16 protein-coding genes are annotated in these 16,385 nt (G+C 62.0%); 13 read left to right on the plus strand and 3 right to left on the minus strand.

Going from position 1 to position 16,385, the window contains the following annotated elements:
• Positions 1-135 precede the first annotated feature (135 nt).
• The 4 genes from ACIOVF_RS22845 to ACIOVF_RS22860 are packed head-to-tail and all read left to right on the plus strand — an operon-like array spanning position 136 to position 3,711.
• Entirely contained in the window at positions 136-1,002 is an 867-nt protein-coding gene (locus tag ACIOVF_RS22845; RefSeq protein WP_401292644.1) for a hemin ABC transporter substrate-binding protein, read from the plus strand.
• Between the two features lie 50 nt (positions 1,003-1,052).
• Positions 1,053-2,036, plus strand: coding sequence for an iron ABC transporter permease (locus tag ACIOVF_RS22850; RefSeq protein WP_176794317.1), 984 nt, complete (start codon positions 1,053-1,055; stop codon positions 2,034-2,036).
• Positions 2,036-2,803, plus strand: coding sequence for a heme ABC transporter ATP-binding protein (locus ACIOVF_RS22855; RefSeq protein ID WP_045199685.1), 768 nt, complete (start codon positions 2,036-2,038; stop codon positions 2,801-2,803). The genes ACIOVF_RS22850 and ACIOVF_RS22855 overlap by 1 nt, the downstream gene beginning before the upstream one ends.
• Positions 2,804-2,814: 11 nt before the next feature.
• Positions 2,815-3,711, plus strand: a complete 897-nt coding sequence (locus ACIOVF_RS22860) for a ChaN family lipoprotein (protein ID WP_401292648.1) — start codon at positions 2,815-2,817, stop codon at positions 3,709-3,711.
• A gap of 169 nt (positions 3,712-3,880) precedes the next feature.
• On the opposite strand, the gene ACIOVF_RS22865 is transcribed toward ACIOVF_RS22860, so the two are convergent.
• From ACIOVF_RS22865 to ACIOVF_RS22875, 3 genes are all read right to left on the minus strand, one after another.
• On the minus strand, positions 3,881-4,165 hold the full coding sequence (locus ACIOVF_RS22865) for a TfoX/Sxy family protein (RefSeq protein WP_045199681.1): 285 nt from the start codon (positions 4,163-4,165) through the stop codon (positions 3,881-3,883).
• A gap of 166 nt (positions 4,166-4,331) precedes the next feature.
• Positions 4,332-4,676: a pentapeptide repeat-containing protein gene (locus tag ACIOVF_RS22870; protein ID WP_045199678.1), complete on the minus strand. Its 345-nt coding sequence runs from the start codon at positions 4,674-4,676 to the stop codon at positions 4,332-4,334.
• A 104-nt stretch (positions 4,677-4,780) separates the two neighbouring features.
• On the minus strand, positions 4,781-6,343 hold the full coding sequence (locus ACIOVF_RS22875) for a bifunctional aminoglycoside phosphotransferase/ATP-binding protein (RefSeq protein ID WP_045199676.1): 1,563 nt from the start codon (positions 6,341-6,343) through the stop codon (positions 4,781-4,783).
• A gap of 115 nt (positions 6,344-6,458) precedes the next feature.
• Here ACIOVF_RS22875 and mrcB point away from each other — a divergent pair, with 115 nt between their 5' ends.
• From mrcB to msrQ, 9 genes are all read left to right on the plus strand, one after another.
• Positions 6,459-8,780, plus strand: a complete 2,322-nt coding sequence (mrcB, locus tag ACIOVF_RS22880; RefSeq protein ID WP_123565187.1) for a penicillin-binding protein 1B — start codon at positions 6,459-6,461, stop codon at positions 8,778-8,780.
• A 24-nt stretch (positions 8,781-8,804) separates the two neighbouring features.
• Positions 8,805-9,566, plus strand: a complete 762-nt coding sequence (locus ACIOVF_RS22885; RefSeq protein ID WP_401292653.1) for a hypothetical protein — start codon at positions 8,805-8,807, stop codon at positions 9,564-9,566.
• The gene (locus ACIOVF_RS22890; RefSeq protein WP_045199670.1) at positions 9,566-9,895 is read left to right on the plus strand and encodes a YqcC family protein; all 330 of its coding nucleotides are present in this window, start codon (positions 9,566-9,568) and stop codon (positions 9,893-9,895) included. Before ACIOVF_RS22885 ends, ACIOVF_RS22890 begins: the two co-directional genes overlap by 1 nt.
• A 422-nt stretch (positions 9,896-10,317) precedes the next feature.
• Complete coding sequence (locus ACIOVF_RS22895) at positions 10,318-12,042, plus strand: acetolactate synthase 3 large subunit (RefSeq protein WP_195885054.1); 1,725 nt, start codon at positions 10,318-10,320, stop codon at positions 12,040-12,042.
• Positions 12,043-12,044: 2 nt separating this feature from the next.
• Complete coding sequence (gene ilvN, locus ACIOVF_RS22900; protein WP_010223016.1) at positions 12,045-12,536, plus strand: acetolactate synthase small subunit; 492 nt, start codon at positions 12,045-12,047, stop codon at positions 12,534-12,536.
• 50 nt (positions 12,537-12,586) lie between these two features.
• The gene (gene ilvC / locus ACIOVF_RS22905; RefSeq protein ID WP_401292658.1) at positions 12,587-13,603 is read left to right on the plus strand and encodes a ketol-acid reductoisomerase; all 1,017 of its coding nucleotides are present in this window, start codon (positions 12,587-12,589) and stop codon (positions 13,601-13,603) included.
• 146 nt (positions 13,604-13,749) lie between these two features.
• The gene (pssA, locus tag ACIOVF_RS22910) at positions 13,750-14,607 is read left to right on the plus strand and encodes a CDP-diacylglycerol--serine O-phosphatidyltransferase (RefSeq protein ID WP_010223018.1); all 858 of its coding nucleotides are present in this window, start codon (positions 13,750-13,752) and stop codon (positions 14,605-14,607) included.
• A 63-nt stretch (positions 14,608-14,670) separates the two neighbouring features.
• Complete coding sequence (gene msrP, locus ACIOVF_RS22915; RefSeq protein WP_401292662.1) at positions 14,671-15,684, plus strand: protein-methionine-sulfoxide reductase catalytic subunit MsrP; 1,014 nt, start codon at positions 14,671-14,673, stop codon at positions 15,682-15,684.
• Positions 15,684-16,304 carry a protein-methionine-sulfoxide reductase heme-binding subunit MsrQ gene (gene msrQ, locus ACIOVF_RS22920; protein ID WP_045199663.1) on the plus strand — a complete coding sequence of 207 codons (621 nt, stop codon included), beginning with the start codon at positions 15,684-15,686 and terminating at the stop codon, positions 16,302-16,304. The genes msrP and msrQ overlap by 1 nt, the downstream gene beginning before the upstream one ends.
• The last annotated feature ends 81 nt before the right edge of the window (positions 16,305-16,385 follow it).

The following is a 16,385-nucleotide window of genomic DNA, read 5'->3' on the forward strand; positions in this document are numbered from 1 at the left end:
TCACAGTGACGGCTTGACGTGCAAATGCAAATAATTATCAAATTGCCTGCATCAGCCGTATCGGACGCTTTATACCGTGCGTCCCCGGCATTATCCACCCGGATTGCCGCTCCTCCTCATTCAAGGAAGCCTGTTATGCGCCCACGTGCCCGCCTGATCGCCCTGTGTGCCGGTCTTGTGTTCAACACCCTGGTCCAGGCCGACACCTTACCGCAGCGCTGGGTCAGCGCCGGTGGGGCACTGAGCGAGTGGGTGGCGGCGCTGGGCGGTGAGCAGAAGCTGGTCGGGGTCGATACCACCAGTCAGCATCCGCAATCGCTCAAGGCCTTGCCGAGTATCGGTTATCAGCGCCAGCTGTCCGCCGAAGGGGTGCTGAGCCTGCGTCCGGATGTGCTGGTGGGCACCGAAGAAATGGGCCCGCCGCCGGTGCTCGCGCAAATCCGCGGCGCCGGGGTCAAGGTCGAACTGCTGTCGAGCAAGCCCGACCTGGGTGCGGTGGAAAGCAACCTGCAGCAACTGGGGCGCTTGCTCGGCAATGAGCAACAAGCCCGGCAACTGTTCGCCGACTACCGCCGGCAACTCGATGAGCTGCAGGGCAACATCAAGCAACTGCAAACCACCCAGGCCGCTCCCGGAGTGATTCTGCTGGTCGGTCATGCCGGCTCCAAACCGATGATCGCCGGCAAAGGCACCGCTGGCGACTGGTTGCTCAAACAGGCCGGTGCGCGCAACCTGGCGGATAACGAAGGCTACAAGAACTTCTCTGTCGAGGCCTTGGCAGCCCTTGACCCGGATGTGCTGGTGTTCGCCGACCGCAGCCTCAGCGGTGAGCAGGCCTTGCAGGCGCTGCTCAAGGAAAACCCGGCCCTGAATGTTTCGCGCGCCGCCCGTAACAAACGCCTGATCGAACTGGACCCGACTTTGCTGGTGGGGGGGCTCGGCCCGCGTCTGCCGGTTACCTTGCAGAACCTTTCCCACGCCTTTTACCCGACCGCGCAATGAACCGGCTGGTCAAGCCGCGCACGCTGTTCGTCACCCTGACGCTGCTGTGCCTGTTGGCGATCTGGTTGTCGCTGGCGCTGGGGCCGGTCAGCCTGCCGTTGTTCGATACCCTGCGCGCCGGAGCCCGGTTGATCGGGCTGCCGGTGGCCGGCGACGGGCTGGAGCAGGCCGAGCTGATCCTCGGCCAGATCCGCTTGCCACGGACCCTGCTGGGGTTGGCCGTGGGTGCCGTGCTGGCGCTGTCCGGGGTGGCGATGCAGGGGCTGTTTCGCAACCCGCTGGCCGACCCCGGCCTGGTCGGGGTGTCTGCGGGGGCCGCGCTCGGTGCGGCAGTGGCGATTGTCGGCGGCTCGTGGATGGGCGGTATTCCCGAGGCCTTCGGCCCTTATCTGTTATCGCTGTGTGCATTTCTTGGTGGCCTGGGGGTGACGGCGCTGGTGTATCGCCTGGGCCGGCGCGATGGCCAGACCAACGTGGCGACCATGCTCCTTGCCGGCATCGCCTTGACCGCCCTTGCCGGCGCGGCGGTAGGGCTGTTCACTTACCTGGCCGATGACGCCACCTTGCGCACCCTGACGTTCTGGAACCTGGGCAGCCTCAATGGCGCCAGTTATCAGCGCCTGTGGCCGCTGGTGCTGGTGACCGTGGGGGTCTCGCTGTGGCTGCCACGCCGGGCCCAGGCCTTGAATGCCTTGTTGCTGGGCGAGTCCGAAGCCCGTCACCTGGGCATCGAGGTCGAGAAGCTCAAGCGCGAACTGGTGTTCTGCACGGCGCTGGGGGTGGGCGCGGCCGTGGCGGCGGCGGGGCTGATCGGCTTTATCGGCCTGGTGGTGCCGCACCTGGTGCGTTTGCTGGCCGGGCCGGACCACCGCGTATTGCTGCCGGCATCTTTGTTGGCCGGTGCCTCGCTGTTGCTGTTCGCCGACCTGATCGCCCGCTTGGCGCTGGCACCTGCGGAACTGCCGATCGGTATCGTTACCGCGTTCATCGGTGCGCCGTTCTTCCTCTATCTGCTGTTGCGGGGGCGTGCCTGATGCTGTGTGTCGAAAACCTGTCGCTGCGCCGTGGCGAAAACCAGGTCCTCAGCGATATCAGCCTGGCCCTGCAGCCCGGCCAGGTACTGGGCGTGCTGGGCCCCAACGGTGCCGGTAAAAGCAGCCTGCTCGGGGTGATGTGCGGTGAGTTGAATCCCAGCCACGGACGGGTGAGCCTGGATGACCGCGGGCTGTGCGATTGGCCCGGGCAGCAGCGGGCCCAGCGCCTGGCGGTGCTGCCGCAGGTGTCCAGTCTGGGCTTTGCCTTCAAGGTCGAAGAAGTGGTCGGCATGGGTCGCTTGCCGCATAAAACCGGTCTTGAGCGCGACCAGCAGATCATCGACGCGGCCCTACAGGCGGCCGATGCCGGCCACCTGCTCGGGCGCAGCTATCTGGCGCTCTCTGGTGGCGAGCGTCAGCGCGTGCACCTGGCGCGGGTACTGGCGCAGCTGTGGCCAGGCGAAGACGGGCGCATCCTGCTGCTCGACGAGCCGACCTCGATGCTCGACCCGCTGCACCAGCACACCACCTTGCAAGCGGTGCGCGAATTCGCCGATCGCGGCGCCGCGGTGATGGTCATCCTTCATGACCTGAACCTGGCGGCACGCTACTGTGATCGTATCCTCTTGCTCGAACAGGGTCGCAGCCATGCCCTGGATACCCCGCAGCAGGTATTGCGCCCCGATTCGCTCAAGGCGGTGTTCGGCATCGATGTGCTGGTCCAGCCTCACCCCGAGCGGGGGCACCCGCTGATCATCGCCCGTTAGGAGTACCGCCCATGCGTTGTCCCCGCTTGCCCGCATTGTTGCTGTTGCTGGTCTGGGGGCTCGCCGGCTGCCAGTCCCGAGCCGAAGTACCGCCATTGCCCGCCTGGCAAAGCCCCGAAGGCCGCGAGCATGCCGAGCTTGGGCAGATTCGTGAGCTGAGCAGCGGGCGCCTGTTGACGCCCGCGCAACTGCTGGAGCGGCTGGCGCAGGCGCCGCGGCTGCTGGTAGGCGAGAAACACGACAACCCCGACCACCATGCCCTGCAGTTGTGGCTGCTGCGCGCCCTGCAGAGGCAACGGCCGCAGGGCAGCCTGCTGCTGGAGATGCTCCAGCCGGTGCAGCAAGCCAAGGTCGATGCGCTGAAGCAGAGGGCCTTGCCGGCCGATCTGCCGCTGGCGCTTGGCTGGCAGCAAGGCTGGGATTGGGCCCTGTACGGACCGATCGTCCGCGAGGCCCTGGGCCAGCCTTACCCGTTGCTGGCCGCCAACCTCGACACCGAGGAGGTGCGCAGCCTCTATCGCCAGCCGCCACCCTTGAAAGGTGAGCGCTCGACCGCCGCCAAGGTCCGGGCCGTGCTGCTGGAGCAAGTCCGGGAGTCCCATTGCGGCCTGCTGCCCGAAAGCCAGTTGCCGGCGATGCTGGCGGTTCAGCAACAGCGCGACCGGCGTATGGCCGAGCGCCTGCTGGCCGCGCCACAGCCAGCGTTGCTGTTAGCCGGTGGCTATCACGTGCGCAAGGACATCGGCGTGCCCTTGCATTTGGCCGACCTGGGCGCCGAAGCCGGCACGCAGGTGTTGATGCTCGCCGAAGTGGGGCAGGGGGTTGATGCGCAGATGGCTGATTATGTCTGGTACACCCCGGCCTTGCCGGAGCAGGACTACTGCGCGCAGATGCGTAAGGGCGAGTAAAAAGCCCAGGCAAAAAAAGACCCGGCAAAGTGCCGGGTCAATAACCGTGATTAGCCTGATGAGGAGATAATCTGAGAGTCCGAACCAGGGGCTTTCAGGTTACCCAACCAGTCTCGCGACCAGTTGTGATAATCATAACGATTCTCATTTCGTAGTCAAGCGTCGTGATTCAAAATTCCCGATTATTTTTCTGTACGGCAATTTTGCCGTCGAGTTGCTGGTTCAGGGCTTCCTTGCGTTCAGCCGGAATATCGTTCCAGTGCACATCAAGCAAGGCGCCTTCAATCGCGTACAGCAGCACCTTCGAGGCCCGGAAACCCCGGGTACGGACGGCCTTGTAGGCGTTGACCGCACCCAGCCGGCGTAGATCCGAAGCACTGTGGATGCCGACCGCATGCAGCCACTGCGCAGAAGTCTTGCCAAGGTTTTTCAGATGCTGGAGTTCATCGTTCATCAAGCCTCCTTGCGACGGCTGAACGGGTCTTGATTTAGTAATCGCGGCAGGTCAATGAGCAGTGTAGCGGCACTTGGGAAATACGCGGCGTTTTGCCATCCATGTGCCGACGGGTAGCCGAAAGCCCCCGCCAGGCCACGGCCGGCGGGGGTTTCGAAGGTTGCTGTCAGCGTGTGCGGTAGCGCAGGCGGGTGCCGAAGTTGACCGACATGAGAATCTCGTCGGCGCTCAGTTCGCTGGGAAAGTAGGTGCCGGAAATCTGTGCATGGGCCAGGCTTGCGCCTTCCAGGCCGTTGTGACGCAGGTCCAGGCCGCGCAGGTCGGAGGCGCGAAAGTAAGCATCGGTGAAGTCGATGCCGGTGGTGTCCAGCTCGCGCAGGTCGAGCCCGCGAAAATCGCCGCCACGAAAGTCGACGGTGCCATCCTTGGGTTTCTCGCGATTGAAACTGGCGATCTGTTCGTCATGCACCAGCGCATACAGCGCGCTGTCCAGTTGCCGTGGCTGATTCATGAGGCGCCTCCTTGTTTGCACTTGTGGTGACACTATAGTGCCATCACCAAGGGGGCGCCCGGAATCAGGCGTGAACTGTCGACTGCTTCACGTCCTGGGTGGTATCAGAGCCCGGGCAGGCGCTGGCGGATCTGCTTGACCAACAGGTCGAGGCTGCCACTTTCGTTGGTTTCCACGCGCTTGCTTTGCAGCAGCTCTTCGGCGCTGAGCGGATCACGGCTGGCCTGTTGCGCCTTGACCACGTCCAGGGTGGCATCCGACGGATCGTTCTGATCGGCCTGACGCTGGGCCAGCCAGCTAGCGATCACCGCATCCGGGGCGTTGCAGTCGAGGATCAGGAACGGCACGCCGGTTTCGCTGGCAACGCCGGCGGCGGCCTGGCGCTGCTCGTGCTTGAGGTAGGTGGCGTCGATAACTACCGGGAAGCCAGCACGCAGGATGGTTTCGGCCAGCTGGTGCAGACGCTGGTAGGTGGCCTGACTGGCGTCTTCGCTATAGATGCCGGCTTGCAACTGACCGGCATTGGCGCTGGCTTGCTCACCGAACATGCGCTTGCGCTCGACGTCCGAACGCAGGCGAATGGCGCCCAGGGCGTCGACCAGGCGCATGGCCACGTGGCTCTTGCCGACTGCAGACACACCATGGGTGATGGCCAAAAAGCGCGAAGGGATGGCGCTGTAGCTTTCCGCCAGGTTGGCATAGTTGCGGTAGGTGCGCAGGGTAGTGGCGCGCTGCACCGCATCGGCGTTGGCCGGCATGCTGAACAGGGCGACCTTGGCCCGCACCAGGGCGCGGTAGGCCTTGTAGAAGTTCAGCAGTTCCAGGCCGGCGTAGTCACCGGTGAGTTCCAGGTACTGGCTGACGAAGCGGCGCGACAGCGATTTCAGCCCGCGGTCTTCGAGGTCCATGGCCAGGAACGCGGCATCGGCGTAGACGTCGGTCAGGCGGAACGGCTCGTTGAATTCAATGCAGTCGAAAATCACCACCTTGCCATCGATCAGGGTGGCGTTGCCCAGATGGATGTCACCGTGGCATTCGCGAATGAAACCTTCGGCCTTGCGCTGCTCGAGCAGGCCATGCAGGCGCTTGAAGCTGTCCTGGGCCCAAGCTTGCAGGGCATCGAGCTGCTGCAGGTCGGCCTTGTCGGAAAGGAACGGGCGAATCTGCTCGAAGTTCTGCTCGACCGGGGCCATGACGCTGTCCGGCGTGCCCAGCGGGTGCTCGACGGCAACTTTTGGCGCCGCCAGGTGGAAGCGGGCGATCTGCTCGGCCATCTGGTCAATGTGCGCGGCGGTCAGTTCGCTGTTGGCCTGCAGGGTGCTGAGCATCTGGCTCTGGGGGAACTGGCGCATTTTCAGCGCGTATTCGATCGGCTCGCCTTCGCCGCCCAGTTGGGGCGCTTCGGCGCTGCCGGTGATCGGTAGTACTTCCAGGTACAGGTCGTCGGTCAGGCGCTGGTTCAGGCGCAGCTCTTCGGCGCAGAAGTGGGCACGCTGGGACAGCTCGGTAAAATCGAGGAAACCGAAGTTCATCGGCTTCTTGATCTTGTAGGCATAGTCACCGGTGAGCAGCACCCAGGAGATATGCGTCTCGATGACCTGAAATGCCTTCACCGGGTGAGGGAACAGGGCGGGATTCTGCAGGGCTGTGATCAAGGCTTGGCTCACGGGCGATCCTTCTGGGTCGGAGATTCGAATCGGCCATTATGGCCGCAAGCGGGGCTGGTGCAAACCGCCGGAGGGCGCCTGTCGATGATTGATAAAGTGCGTATAATCCGCCGCCATGACTCGATCCCGATCCCCCCGTACCGCTAAAAAACGCCCGTCTGGCCGCTCGCGTGCCTGGCTGGGCTGGGCCTTGAAGCTCAGCCTGGTCGGCCTTGTGCTGGTGGCGGGCTATGCCATTTACCTCGATGCTGTGGTCCAGGAGAAATTCTCCGGCAAGCGCTGGACCATCCCGGCCAAGGTGTATGCCCGGCCGCTGGAGCTGTTCGTCGGCCAGAAGCTGAGCAAGGCCGACTTCCTCATCGAGCTCGATGCCCTCGGCTATCGCCGCGAAAGCGTCGCCAATGGCCCGGGTGCGGCGGCAGTCAACGGCAATACCGTCGATCTCAATACCCGTGGCTTTCAGTTCTATGAAGGCATGGAAAGCGCACAAGCGGTGCGCGTGCGCTTCTCTGGCGACTATGTTGCCGGGCTCAGTGGCGCCAACGGCTCGAAACTCGACGTGGTGCGCCTTGAGCCGCTGCTGATCGGCGGCCTGTACCCGAAAAACCTCGAAGACCGCATCCTGATCAAGATCGACCAGGTGCCGCCGTACCTGCTGGAAACCCTGGTGGCCGTGGAAGATCGCGACTTCTATCACCACTTCGGCGTGTCGCCCAAGTCCATTGCCCGGGCAGTGTGGGTCAACACCTCGTCCGGCGCCATGCGCCAGGGCGGCAGTACCCTGACCCAGCAGTTGGTGAAGAACTTCTACCTGACCAACGAACGCAGCCTCAGCCGCAAGCTCAATGAAGCGATGATGGCCCTGCTGCTTGAGCTGCATTACGACAAGCGCGAAATCCTCGAGGCCTACCTCAACGAAGTGTTCGTTGGTCAGGACGGCCAGCGTGCGGTGCACGGCTTCGGCCTGGCCAGCCAGTTCTTCTTCAGCCAGCCGCTGTCGGAGCTCAAGCTGCACCAGATCGCCTTGCTGGTCGGCATGGTCAAGGGCCCTTCCTATTACAACCCGCGGCGCTACCCGGAGCGGGCGACGGTGCGGCGTAACCTGGTGCTCGACCTGCTGGCCGAACAGGGCGTGGCCACCCCGGAAGCGGTGGAAGCAGCGAAGAAAATGCCACTGGGTGTGACCAAGCGCGGCAGCCTGGCCGACAGCTCCTACCCGGGCTTCCTCGACCTGGTCAAGCGCCAGCTGCGCCAGGACTACCGTGACGAAGACTTGACCGAAGAAGGCCTGCGCATCTTCACCAGCTTCGATCCGATCCTGCAGATGAAATCCGAAGCGGCCATGGGCGAGACCTTCAAGCGTCTGGCCGGGCGCAAGGGCGCCGATGAAGTCGAAGCGGCGATGGTTGTGACCAACCCGGAGACCGGCGAAGTCCAGGCCCTGATCGGTAGCCGCCAGGCAGGTTTTGCCGGCTTTAACCGCGCGATCGACGCGGTACGGCCGATCGGCTCGCTGGTCAAGCCGGCGGTGTACCTGACCGCCCTGGAAAAACCGAGCAAATACACCCTGACCACGTGGGTGCAGGACGAGCCGTTCTCGGTCAAAGGCGCCGATGGCCAGGTGTGGAAGCCGCAGAACTACGACCGTCGTTCCCACGGCACCATTTATCTGTATCAGGGCCTGGCCAACTCCTACAACCTGTCGACCGCCAAGCTCGGCCTGGAACTGGGCGTGCCGAACGTACTGAAAACCATCGGCCGGCTGGGCGTCAACGTCGACTGGCCGGCGTTCCCGTCGATGATGCTCGGCGCCGGTGGCATGTCGCCGATGCAAGTCGCAACCATGTACCAGACCCTGGCCAATGGCGGCTTCAACACGCCGATGCGCGGTATTCGCAGCGTGCTCACCGCCGAAGGCGAGCCGCTCAAGCGCTATCCGTTCCAGATCCAGCAAACCTTCGATCCGGGCGCCATTTATCTGGTGCAGAACGCCATGCAGCGGGTCATGCGCGAAGGTACCGGGCGTTCGGTCTACAGTGTGCTGCCAAGCTCGTTGAACCTGGCGGGCAAGACCGGTACCAGTAACGATTCTCGCGACAGCTGGTTCGCAGGCTTCAGCCAGGATTTGCTGGCAGTGGTGTGGCTGGGGCGTGACGACAACGGCAAAACGCCGTTTACCGGAGCCACCGGTGCGCTGCAGGTCTGGACCAGCTTCATGCGCAAGGCCGACCCGCTGCCGCTGGACATGCCGCTGCCCGACAACGTGGTGCAGGCCTGGATCGATCCGCATAGCGGCCAGGGCTCGGATGCCAGTTGCCCGGGTGCGGTGCAGATGCCGTATATTCGCGGAAGTGAACCGCCGGCCGGGGCCGCCTGTGGCGGCGAGCCGGATCCTGCCGAGTCCGTCATGGACTGGGTCAAGGGTTGGATGAATTAAGCATTAGCCTAGAGAGGGTGTGCAGTGAACAAGTGGTGGTTTCCAGCCTTGACGGCGCTGGCTTTGCTCAATGGCTGCGCCAGCAATCCGCGCGGCTCCATTCCCGTGGTCGACTCCAGTACCCGGGTCTCCAACAGCGAGCGGGTCACGGCCAACCGTGGCGCGCCGGCGCAGGTCAATAACGGTACACGCCAGGCGCAAGCCGTGCCGCAGGACTCCGGGGTGATGGTCATGGTCCCGCAGGGTTCCGGCGCCGCACCGATCCAGACCTTCCCGGCGTCCACCGGCGCCGCGCCGATCAGCACCGGCCCCATTACTCCGGGCCCGAGCAGTACGACGCCGTTCGACAGCAGCTCGACCAACGCCGGCAGCTACACCATGCCGAGCACCAGCGCGCCGAGTGCACCGAGCGGCATTCCGCGCTCCAGCGCTGCCAGCGGTGGCCTGTCGGCTGACGAACAGCTCGACGGCCCGGTGCTGGCGCTGCTGACCACCGCCCAGCAACAGCAGAGCGGCGGCGACTACAACGGCGCTTCGTCGAGCCTGGAGCGTGCCCAGCGCATTGCCCCGCGCGAGCCGCAGGTGCTTTACCGTCTGGCCCAGGTACGCCTGGCCCAGGGCGATGCTGCGCAGTCCGAGCAACTGGCGCGCCGCGCCCTGACCTACGCCAACGGTCGCCCCGACCTGCAGGCCGGGCTGTGGAACATCATTGCCCAGTCGCGCGAAAAGCAGGGTGACTCGGCCGGTGCAGCGCTGGCCCGGCAGAAAGCCCAGGTCAACCTGTAATGGATCAACGCATCCTCGATATCGCCGATCACCTGCTGTTGATCGAGCGCGAGCTGCACGTCCAGGGCTGGTGGAGCGAGCAGCCGCCAAGCCCCGAGGCGCTGGCAAGCACAGTGCCCTTTGCGGTCGACAGCATGAACTTCGATCAGTGGCTGCAGTGGATTTTCCTGCCAAGAATGAAAGTGATTCTCGAGAACGGACTGGCGCTGCCAAATGCCTCCGGGATCCTAGTCATGGCTGAAACGGTATACGTCGACCGCCCGGAGCAAAGCCGCGAGCTACGCAGGCTGCTAGCAGAGTTTGACCAATTGATCAGTCCTTCTGCCTGAATTTCCCTCTTTTCACCCTTGGAGCCACAGATTGTGGCTCTTTTTGTTTGTATTGTTAGTATTTCTGCTGCTGTCACTGGTATTAGTGGTGGCTGTAGATAGTCCTTGGGCGAAATTGGCAATAATTTTTCTTGACTTGCGCGCGCCGAAAAAGAAGAATCCAGATTCCGCTGTAGAGGGACTGCCAGAAGCAGACCCGCTAAGCAGATCATGAGGCGCACACCCGCGCCGACCTGTTACACCCCGCAACGCGTTACCTCGCGCTGGGTGGGAAAACCCCGCAACACTTTGGGGCGCTCCCAATACTTGCTCAGTCAGTGCTGACGTAGTCGGCGATTTCGTCGCTCATGCTCTGCTTGGCAGTAAACCTATTAAGACCCGTCCACCGTGGACGGTATTCTGGCGTTTTAGAGGTGAACAACGTGGAGCTTTTATCTGGCGCTGAGATGGTCGTCCGCTTTTTGCGTGACGAAGGCGTTAAGCACATCTACGGGTACCCTGGTGGTGCTCTCCTTCATGTTTACGATGCCCTGTTCAAAGAACCGGAAGTAAGCCACATCCTGGTTCGTCACGAGCAGGCCGCAACCCATATGGCGGACGGTTACGCCCGTGCCACCGGCAAGGCCGGCGTGGTACTGGTGACCTCGGGCCCTGGCGCGACCAATGCCATCACCGGTATTGCCACCGCGTACATGGACTCCATTCCGATGGTCATCCTCTCCGGTCAGGTGCCCAGCACCATGGTCGGTACCGATGCCTTCCAGGAAACCGACATGATCGGTATTTCCCGGCCGATCGTGAAGCACAGCTTCATGATCAAACACGCCTCGGAAATCCCTGAAATCCTGAAAAAAGCTTTCTATCTGGCGCAATCCGGTCGCCCGGGCCCGGTCGTGGTCGATATCCCCAAAGACATGACCAACCCTGCGGAAAAGTTCGAATACGTCTACCCCAAAAAGGTCAAGATGCGTTCCTACAGCCCGGCTGTTCGTGGCCACTCGGGGCAGATCCGCAAGGCTGCCGAGATGTTGCTGGCTGCCAAGCGTCCAGTGGTCTATGCCGGTGGCGGTGTGATCCTCGGCGGCGGCTCTGCAGCCCTGACCGAAGTTGCGCAGATGCTCAATCTGCCGGTCACCAATACCTTGATGGGCCTGGGCGGCTATCCGGGTACCGATCGCCAGTTCCTCGGCATGCTCGGCATGCACGGCAGCTACACCGCCAACCTGGCCATGCACCACGCTGACGTGATTTTCGCTGTCGGTGCGCGCTTTGACGACCGCGTGGTCAACGGCCCGGCCAAGTTCTGCCCGAACGCCAAGGTTATCCACATCGACATCGACCCGGCGTCGATCTCCAAGACCATCAAGGCCGACGTGCCGATTGTTGGCCCGGTCGAGAGCGTGCTGAGCGAAATGGTCGCGACCTTGCGCGAAATCGGCGAGCAGCCAGACAAAGCCGCCATGGACGCCTGGTGGAAGCAGATCGAAGAATGGCGTGGCGATCGCGACATGTTCCCTTACGACAAGGGCGACGGCAGCGTGATCAAGCCGCAGACCGTGATCGAGACCCTCTGCGAAGTGACCAAGGGCGATGCCTTTGTTACCTCCGACGTGGGTCAGCACCAGATGTTCGCGGCGCAGTACTACCGCTTCAACAAACCCAATCGCTGGATCAACTCCGGCGGCCTGGGCACCATGGGCTTCGGTTTCCCGGCGGCCATGGGCGTGAAGTTGAACTTCCCGGACCAGGACGTTGCCTGCGTTACCGGCGAGGGCAGCATCCAGATGAACATCCAGGAGCTGTCGACCTGCCTGCAGTACGACCTGCCGGTGAAGATCGTCAACCTGAACAACGGCGTCTTGGGCATGGTCCGCCAATGGCAGGACATGGCCTACAACAGCCGTCACTCGCACTCCTACATGGAATCGCTGCCTGACTTCGTCAAGCTGGCCGAGGCCTATGGTCACGTGGGTATCCGCATCACCAGCCTGAAAGACCTCAAGCCCAAGCTCGAGGAAGCGTTCGCCATGAAAGACCGCCTGGTGTTCATCGATATCCAGGTCGACAACAGCGAGCACGTCTACCCGATGCAGATCAAAGACGGCTCCATGCGCGACATGTGGCTGAGCAAGACGGAGCGTACCTAATCATGCGGCACATTATTTCCCTGCTGTTGGAAAACGAACCCGGTGCCTTGTCTCGCGTGGTCGGTCTGTTCTCGCAGCGTAACTACAACATCGAAAGCCTGACGGTGGCGCCAACCGAAGACCCGACCCTGTCGCGTCTGACGTTGACCACGGTCGGTCATGATGAGGTGATCGAGCAGATCACCAAAAACCTGAACAAGCTGGTTGAAGTCGTCAAGCTGGTCGACCTCTCGGAAAGCGCGCACATCGAACGTGAACTGATGCTGGTCAAGATCAAGGCCACGGGCGCCCAGCGCGCGGAGATCAAACGCACCACCGATATCTATCGTGGGCAGATCGTCGACGTCAGCAGCAGCGTCTATACCGTTCAGCTGACTGGCGCCAGCGACAAGCTTGACAGCTTCATTCAGGCCATCGGTACCGCGTCCATTCTCGAAACAGTGCGCAGCGGCGTTACCGGCATTGCCCGTGGCGACAAAGTGCTCAGCATCTAACTCAAAAAATTAGCGATGGCCCTATGGGCCGAGATAACAGGGGTATTTTCATGAAAGTTTATTACGACAAAGACTGTGACCTTTCCATCATCCAGGGCAAGAAAGTTGCCATCATCGGTTACGGCTCCCAGGGCCACGCTCAGGCGTGCAACCTGAAGGACTCCGGTGTGGACGTCACTGTCGGTCTGCGTAAAGGTTCGAACACCGTTGCCAAAGCCGAAGCTCACGGCCTGAAAGTTGCCGATGTAGCGACCGCTGTTGCCGGTGCCGACCTGGTCATGATCCTGACCCCGGACGAGTTCCAGTCCCAGCTGTACAAGAACGAAGTCGAGCCGAACATCAAGAAAGGCGCCACCCTGGCCTTCTCCCACGGTTTCGCCATCCACTACAACCAGGTCGTTCCACGCGCCGACCTGGACGTGATCATGATCGCGCCAAAAGCGCCAGGTCACACCGTACGTTCCGAGTTCGTCAAAGGCGGCGGCATCCCTGACCTGATCGCGATCTACCAGGACGCTTCCGGCAATGCCAAAAACGTTGCCCTGTCGTACGCCGCGGGCGTCGGTGGCGGCCGTACCGGCATCATCGAAACCACCTTCAAGGACGAGACTGAAACCGACCTGTTCGGTGAACAAGCCGTTCTCTGCGGCGGTACCGTCGAGCTGGTCAAAGCCGGTTTCGAAACCCTGGTTGAAGCGGGCTACGCGCCAGAAATGGCCTACTTCGAGTGCCTGCACGAACTGAAGCTGATCGTTGACCTCATGTACGAACGCGGTATCCCCAACATGAACTACTCGATCTCCAACAACGCCGAGTACGGCGAGTACGTGACCGGCCCAGAAGTCATCAACGCCGAATCCCGCCAGGCCATGCGCAACGCTCTGAAGCGCATCCAGGACGGCGAATACGCCAAGATGTTCATCAGCGAAGGCGCCACCGGCTACCCTTCGATGACCGCCAAGCGTCGTAACAACGCTGCCCACGGCATCGAAGTCATCGGCGAGCAACTGCGCTCGATGATGCCTTGGATCGCAGCGAACAAAATCGTCGACAAGGCCAAGAACTGATCTTGTCCTGATGCGATGAAAACGCGGCTTCGGCCGCGTTTTTTCGTTTAGGCGGTCAGCTTCTGGTATAAAGCTTCATCGTTTGTCGGCGAACCCTCGTCGCAGACGTCTGTCGAAACTTTCCACACCGTTGCAAGGTAATGTCCATGAGCGAACGTCCCGAAGAGCCGAACAAGGCCTCTGACGCCGAAAGCCTGCTACCGATCGATGAGCATGTTGAAGAAGGGCATGACGCCGAAGGACGCAAGGTTCGGCATCGCGGCATCTATCTGCTGCCCAACCTGTTCACCACTGCGAACCTGTTCGCCGGTTTCTATTCGATCATCAACTCTATGAGTGCCCAGGCGGCCCTCAGTGCGGGTGATCCACGCGAGGCGAGCAAGTATTTCGCCTTCGCCGCCATCGCCATTTTTGTCGCCATGGTCCTTGATGGCCTGGACGGCCGCGTGGCACGCATGACCAACACCCAGAGCGCCTTCGGTGCCGAGTACGACTCGCTGTCGGACATGGTTGCCTTCGGTGTCGCCCCGGCATTGCTGGCCTTCGGCTGGGCCTTGGGTGACATGGGCAAGGTCGGCTGGATGGTTGCCTTCATCTATGTCGCTGGCGCCGCGCTGCGTCTGGCGCGCTTCAACACCCAGGTCGGCAAGGCCGACAAGCGTTACTTCATCGGCCTGGCCAGCCCGGCGGCAGCCGGCGTGGTGGCCGGTACCGTCTGGGCTTTCAGCGACTACGGCATCCAGGGCTCGAAGCTGTCGTTCCTGGTGGCGCTGCTGGTGGCGGCGGCCGGTATGCTGATGGTCAGCAACATCAAGTACAACAGCTTCAAGGAGCTGGACCTCAAGGGGCGCGTGCCGTTCGTAGCGATCCTCGCCGTGGTGCTGGTGTTCGCGGTAGTCTTCAGTGACCCGCCGCGCATCCTGCTGCTGGTGTTCCTCGGCTATGCGGCCTCCGGTCCTGTGCAATACCTGTTGCGCATGCGTCGGCGGAAAAACATCGAGTGATGTAATTTCGCTAGGGCTCCGTAGTCTACTGGTGCATCAGTCCTCCAGTTCTACGGAGCCATCATGCTCATCAAGCTGCCCAAAGCCTCCGATTGCAAAGAATCGGACGTCACCCCCGAATCTCTCTATGTCTCTCGCCGCGCCATGCTTGGTGGGTCGCTGGCTGCCCTGGCGGCAACCGCGCTGCCACGCTGGGCCAGTGCTGCCGATCCATCGCGCTATGCCGATGTCGAGGCGGGCAGGGCGCCAGGCTGGTTCAACGACAAGCTCGCCGCTACCCAGTGGCAAGCCGTAACCGCGCCGGGGGAGGCGACCACGCCTTTCAAGGACGCCACCCACTACAACAATTTCTATGAGTTCGGTACCGACAAGGGTGATCCGGCGGCCAATGCCGGCAGCCTGAAAACCGAACCCTGGACCGTGGTGGTGGATGGCGAGGTCGGCAAGCCCGGGCGTTATGCCCTCGAAGACTTCATAAAGCCCTACCAGCTGGAGGAGCGCATCTATCGTCTGCGCTGCGTGGAGGCCTGGTCGATGGTCATCCCCTGGTTGGGCTTTCCGATTTCGGCACTGCTCAAGCAGGTCGAGCCAACCTCCAAGGCCCGCTACATTCGCTTCGAAACGTTGCAGGACCCGAAGACCATGCCTGGTCAGCGCTCAAGCTTTGCCCTGATCGACTGGCCTTATATAGAAGGCTTGCGCCTGGATGAGGCGATGAACCCGCTGGCCATTCTCGCCGTCGGCATGTACGGGCGTGAACTGCCCAACCAGAACGGCGCGCCGTTGCGTTTGGTGGTGCCATGGAAGTATGGGTTCAAGAGCATCAAGTCGATCGTGCGCATCAGCCTGGTCGAAGAACAGCCACGTACCACCTGGCAGGCGATTGCCCCGGATGAATATGGCTTCTATGCCAACGTCAACCCCGAGGTCGATCACCCGCGCTGGACCCAGGCACGTGAGCGGCGCCTGCCCAGCGGCCTGTTCAGCCCCAATGTGCGGCCCACGCAGATGTTCAATGGCTATGCCGAAGAAGTGGCAGGGCTTTACAGTGGCCTCGACCTGCGGAAGAACTACTGATGCGCTATCCACTGTTCAGGCTTGGCATCTTTATCCTGGCCAGTATCTGGCCGCTGTGGTGGTTATATGAAGCGGCCATGGAGGCCCTTGGGCCGGACCCGGGCAAGATCCTCGTTGATCGCCTGGGGCTAGGGGCTTTGATCTTCCTGTTGATAACCCTGAGCATGACGCCCTTGCAGCGCCTTACCGGGTGGTCGGGCTGGATCGTCTCGCGGCGCCAGCTGGGATTGTGGTGCTTTGCTTATATAGTGCTGCACCTCAGTGCCTACATGTTCTTCGTGCTTGGCCTGGACTGGGGGCAGTTGGGCGTAGAGCTGAGCAAGCGTCCCTACATTATTGTCGGCATGCTGGGATTTGTCGGTTTGCTGATATTGGCGGTGACATCCAACCGCTACAGCCAGCGTCGCCTGGGTGCTCGCTGGAAGAAGTTGCACAAGCTGGTGTATGTCATCCTCGGGTTGGGCTTGCTGCACTTTCTCTGGGTGGTGCGGGCTGATCTTAAAGAGTGGTCCATATACGCCGTTATTGGTTTGTTCCTGCTGGCCCTGCGCATTCCCGCGCTTGAGCGGCGAATTCCGCGGTTGGTAACGCGTAAAACACCGCCTTTGAAACAAAGTTGAAATAAGTCCTTGACGCCCCCTCAGATCTCTCTATAATTCGCCCCACTTCCGGCGCAGTCGGAACTGAAAACTCCTTGAATT

Source organism: Pseudomonas sp. NPDC087612 (assembly GCF_044743505.1).
In the GTDB taxonomy this organism is placed as follows: Bacteria; Pseudomonadota; Gammaproteobacteria; order Pseudomonadales; family Pseudomonadaceae; genus Aquipseudomonas.

Bases quoted from the DNA above. Each gene is read 5' to 3' on its own strand.
- ACIOVF_RS22865 (WP_045199681.1), bottom strand. From the start codon at position 4,165: ATGAACGATGAACTCCAGCATCTGAAAAACCTTGGCAAGACTTCTGCG.
- msrQ (WP_045199663.1), top strand. From the start codon at position 15,684: ATGCGCTATCCACTGTTCAGGCTTGGCATCTTTATCCTGGCCAGTATC.
- ilvC (WP_401292658.1), top strand. From the start codon at position 12,587: ATGAAAGTTTATTACGACAAAGACTGTGACCTTTCCATCATCCAGGGC.
- ACIOVF_RS22855 (WP_045199685.1), top strand. From the start codon at position 2,036: ATGCTGTGTGTCGAAAACCTGTCGCTGCGCCGTGGCGAAAACCAGGTC.
- ilvN (WP_010223016.1), top strand. From the start codon at position 12,045: ATGCGGCACATTATTTCCCTGCTGTTGGAAAACGAACCCGGTGCCTTG.
- pssA (WP_010223018.1), top strand. From the start codon at position 13,750: ATGAGCGAACGTCCCGAAGAGCCGAACAAGGCCTCTGACGCCGAAAGC.
- msrP (WP_401292662.1), top strand. From the start codon at position 14,671: ATGCTCATCAAGCTGCCCAAAGCCTCCGATTGCAAAGAATCGGACGTC.
- ACIOVF_RS22890 (WP_045199670.1), top strand. From the start codon at position 9,566: ATGGATCAACGCATCCTCGATATCGCCGATCACCTGCTGTTGATCGAG.
- ACIOVF_RS22870 (WP_045199678.1), bottom strand. From the start codon at position 4,676: ATGAATCAGCCACGGCAACTGGACAGCGCGCTGTATGCGCTGGTGCAT.
- ACIOVF_RS22845 (WP_401292644.1), top strand. From the start codon at position 136: ATGCGCCCACGTGCCCGCCTGATCGCCCTGTGTGCCGGTCTTGTGTTC.
- ACIOVF_RS22860 (WP_401292648.1), top strand. From the start codon at position 2,815: ATGCGTTGTCCCCGCTTGCCCGCATTGTTGCTGTTGCTGGTCTGGGGG.
- mrcB (WP_123565187.1), top strand. From the start codon at position 6,459: ATGACTCGATCCCGATCCCCCCGTACCGCTAAAAAACGCCCGTCTGGC.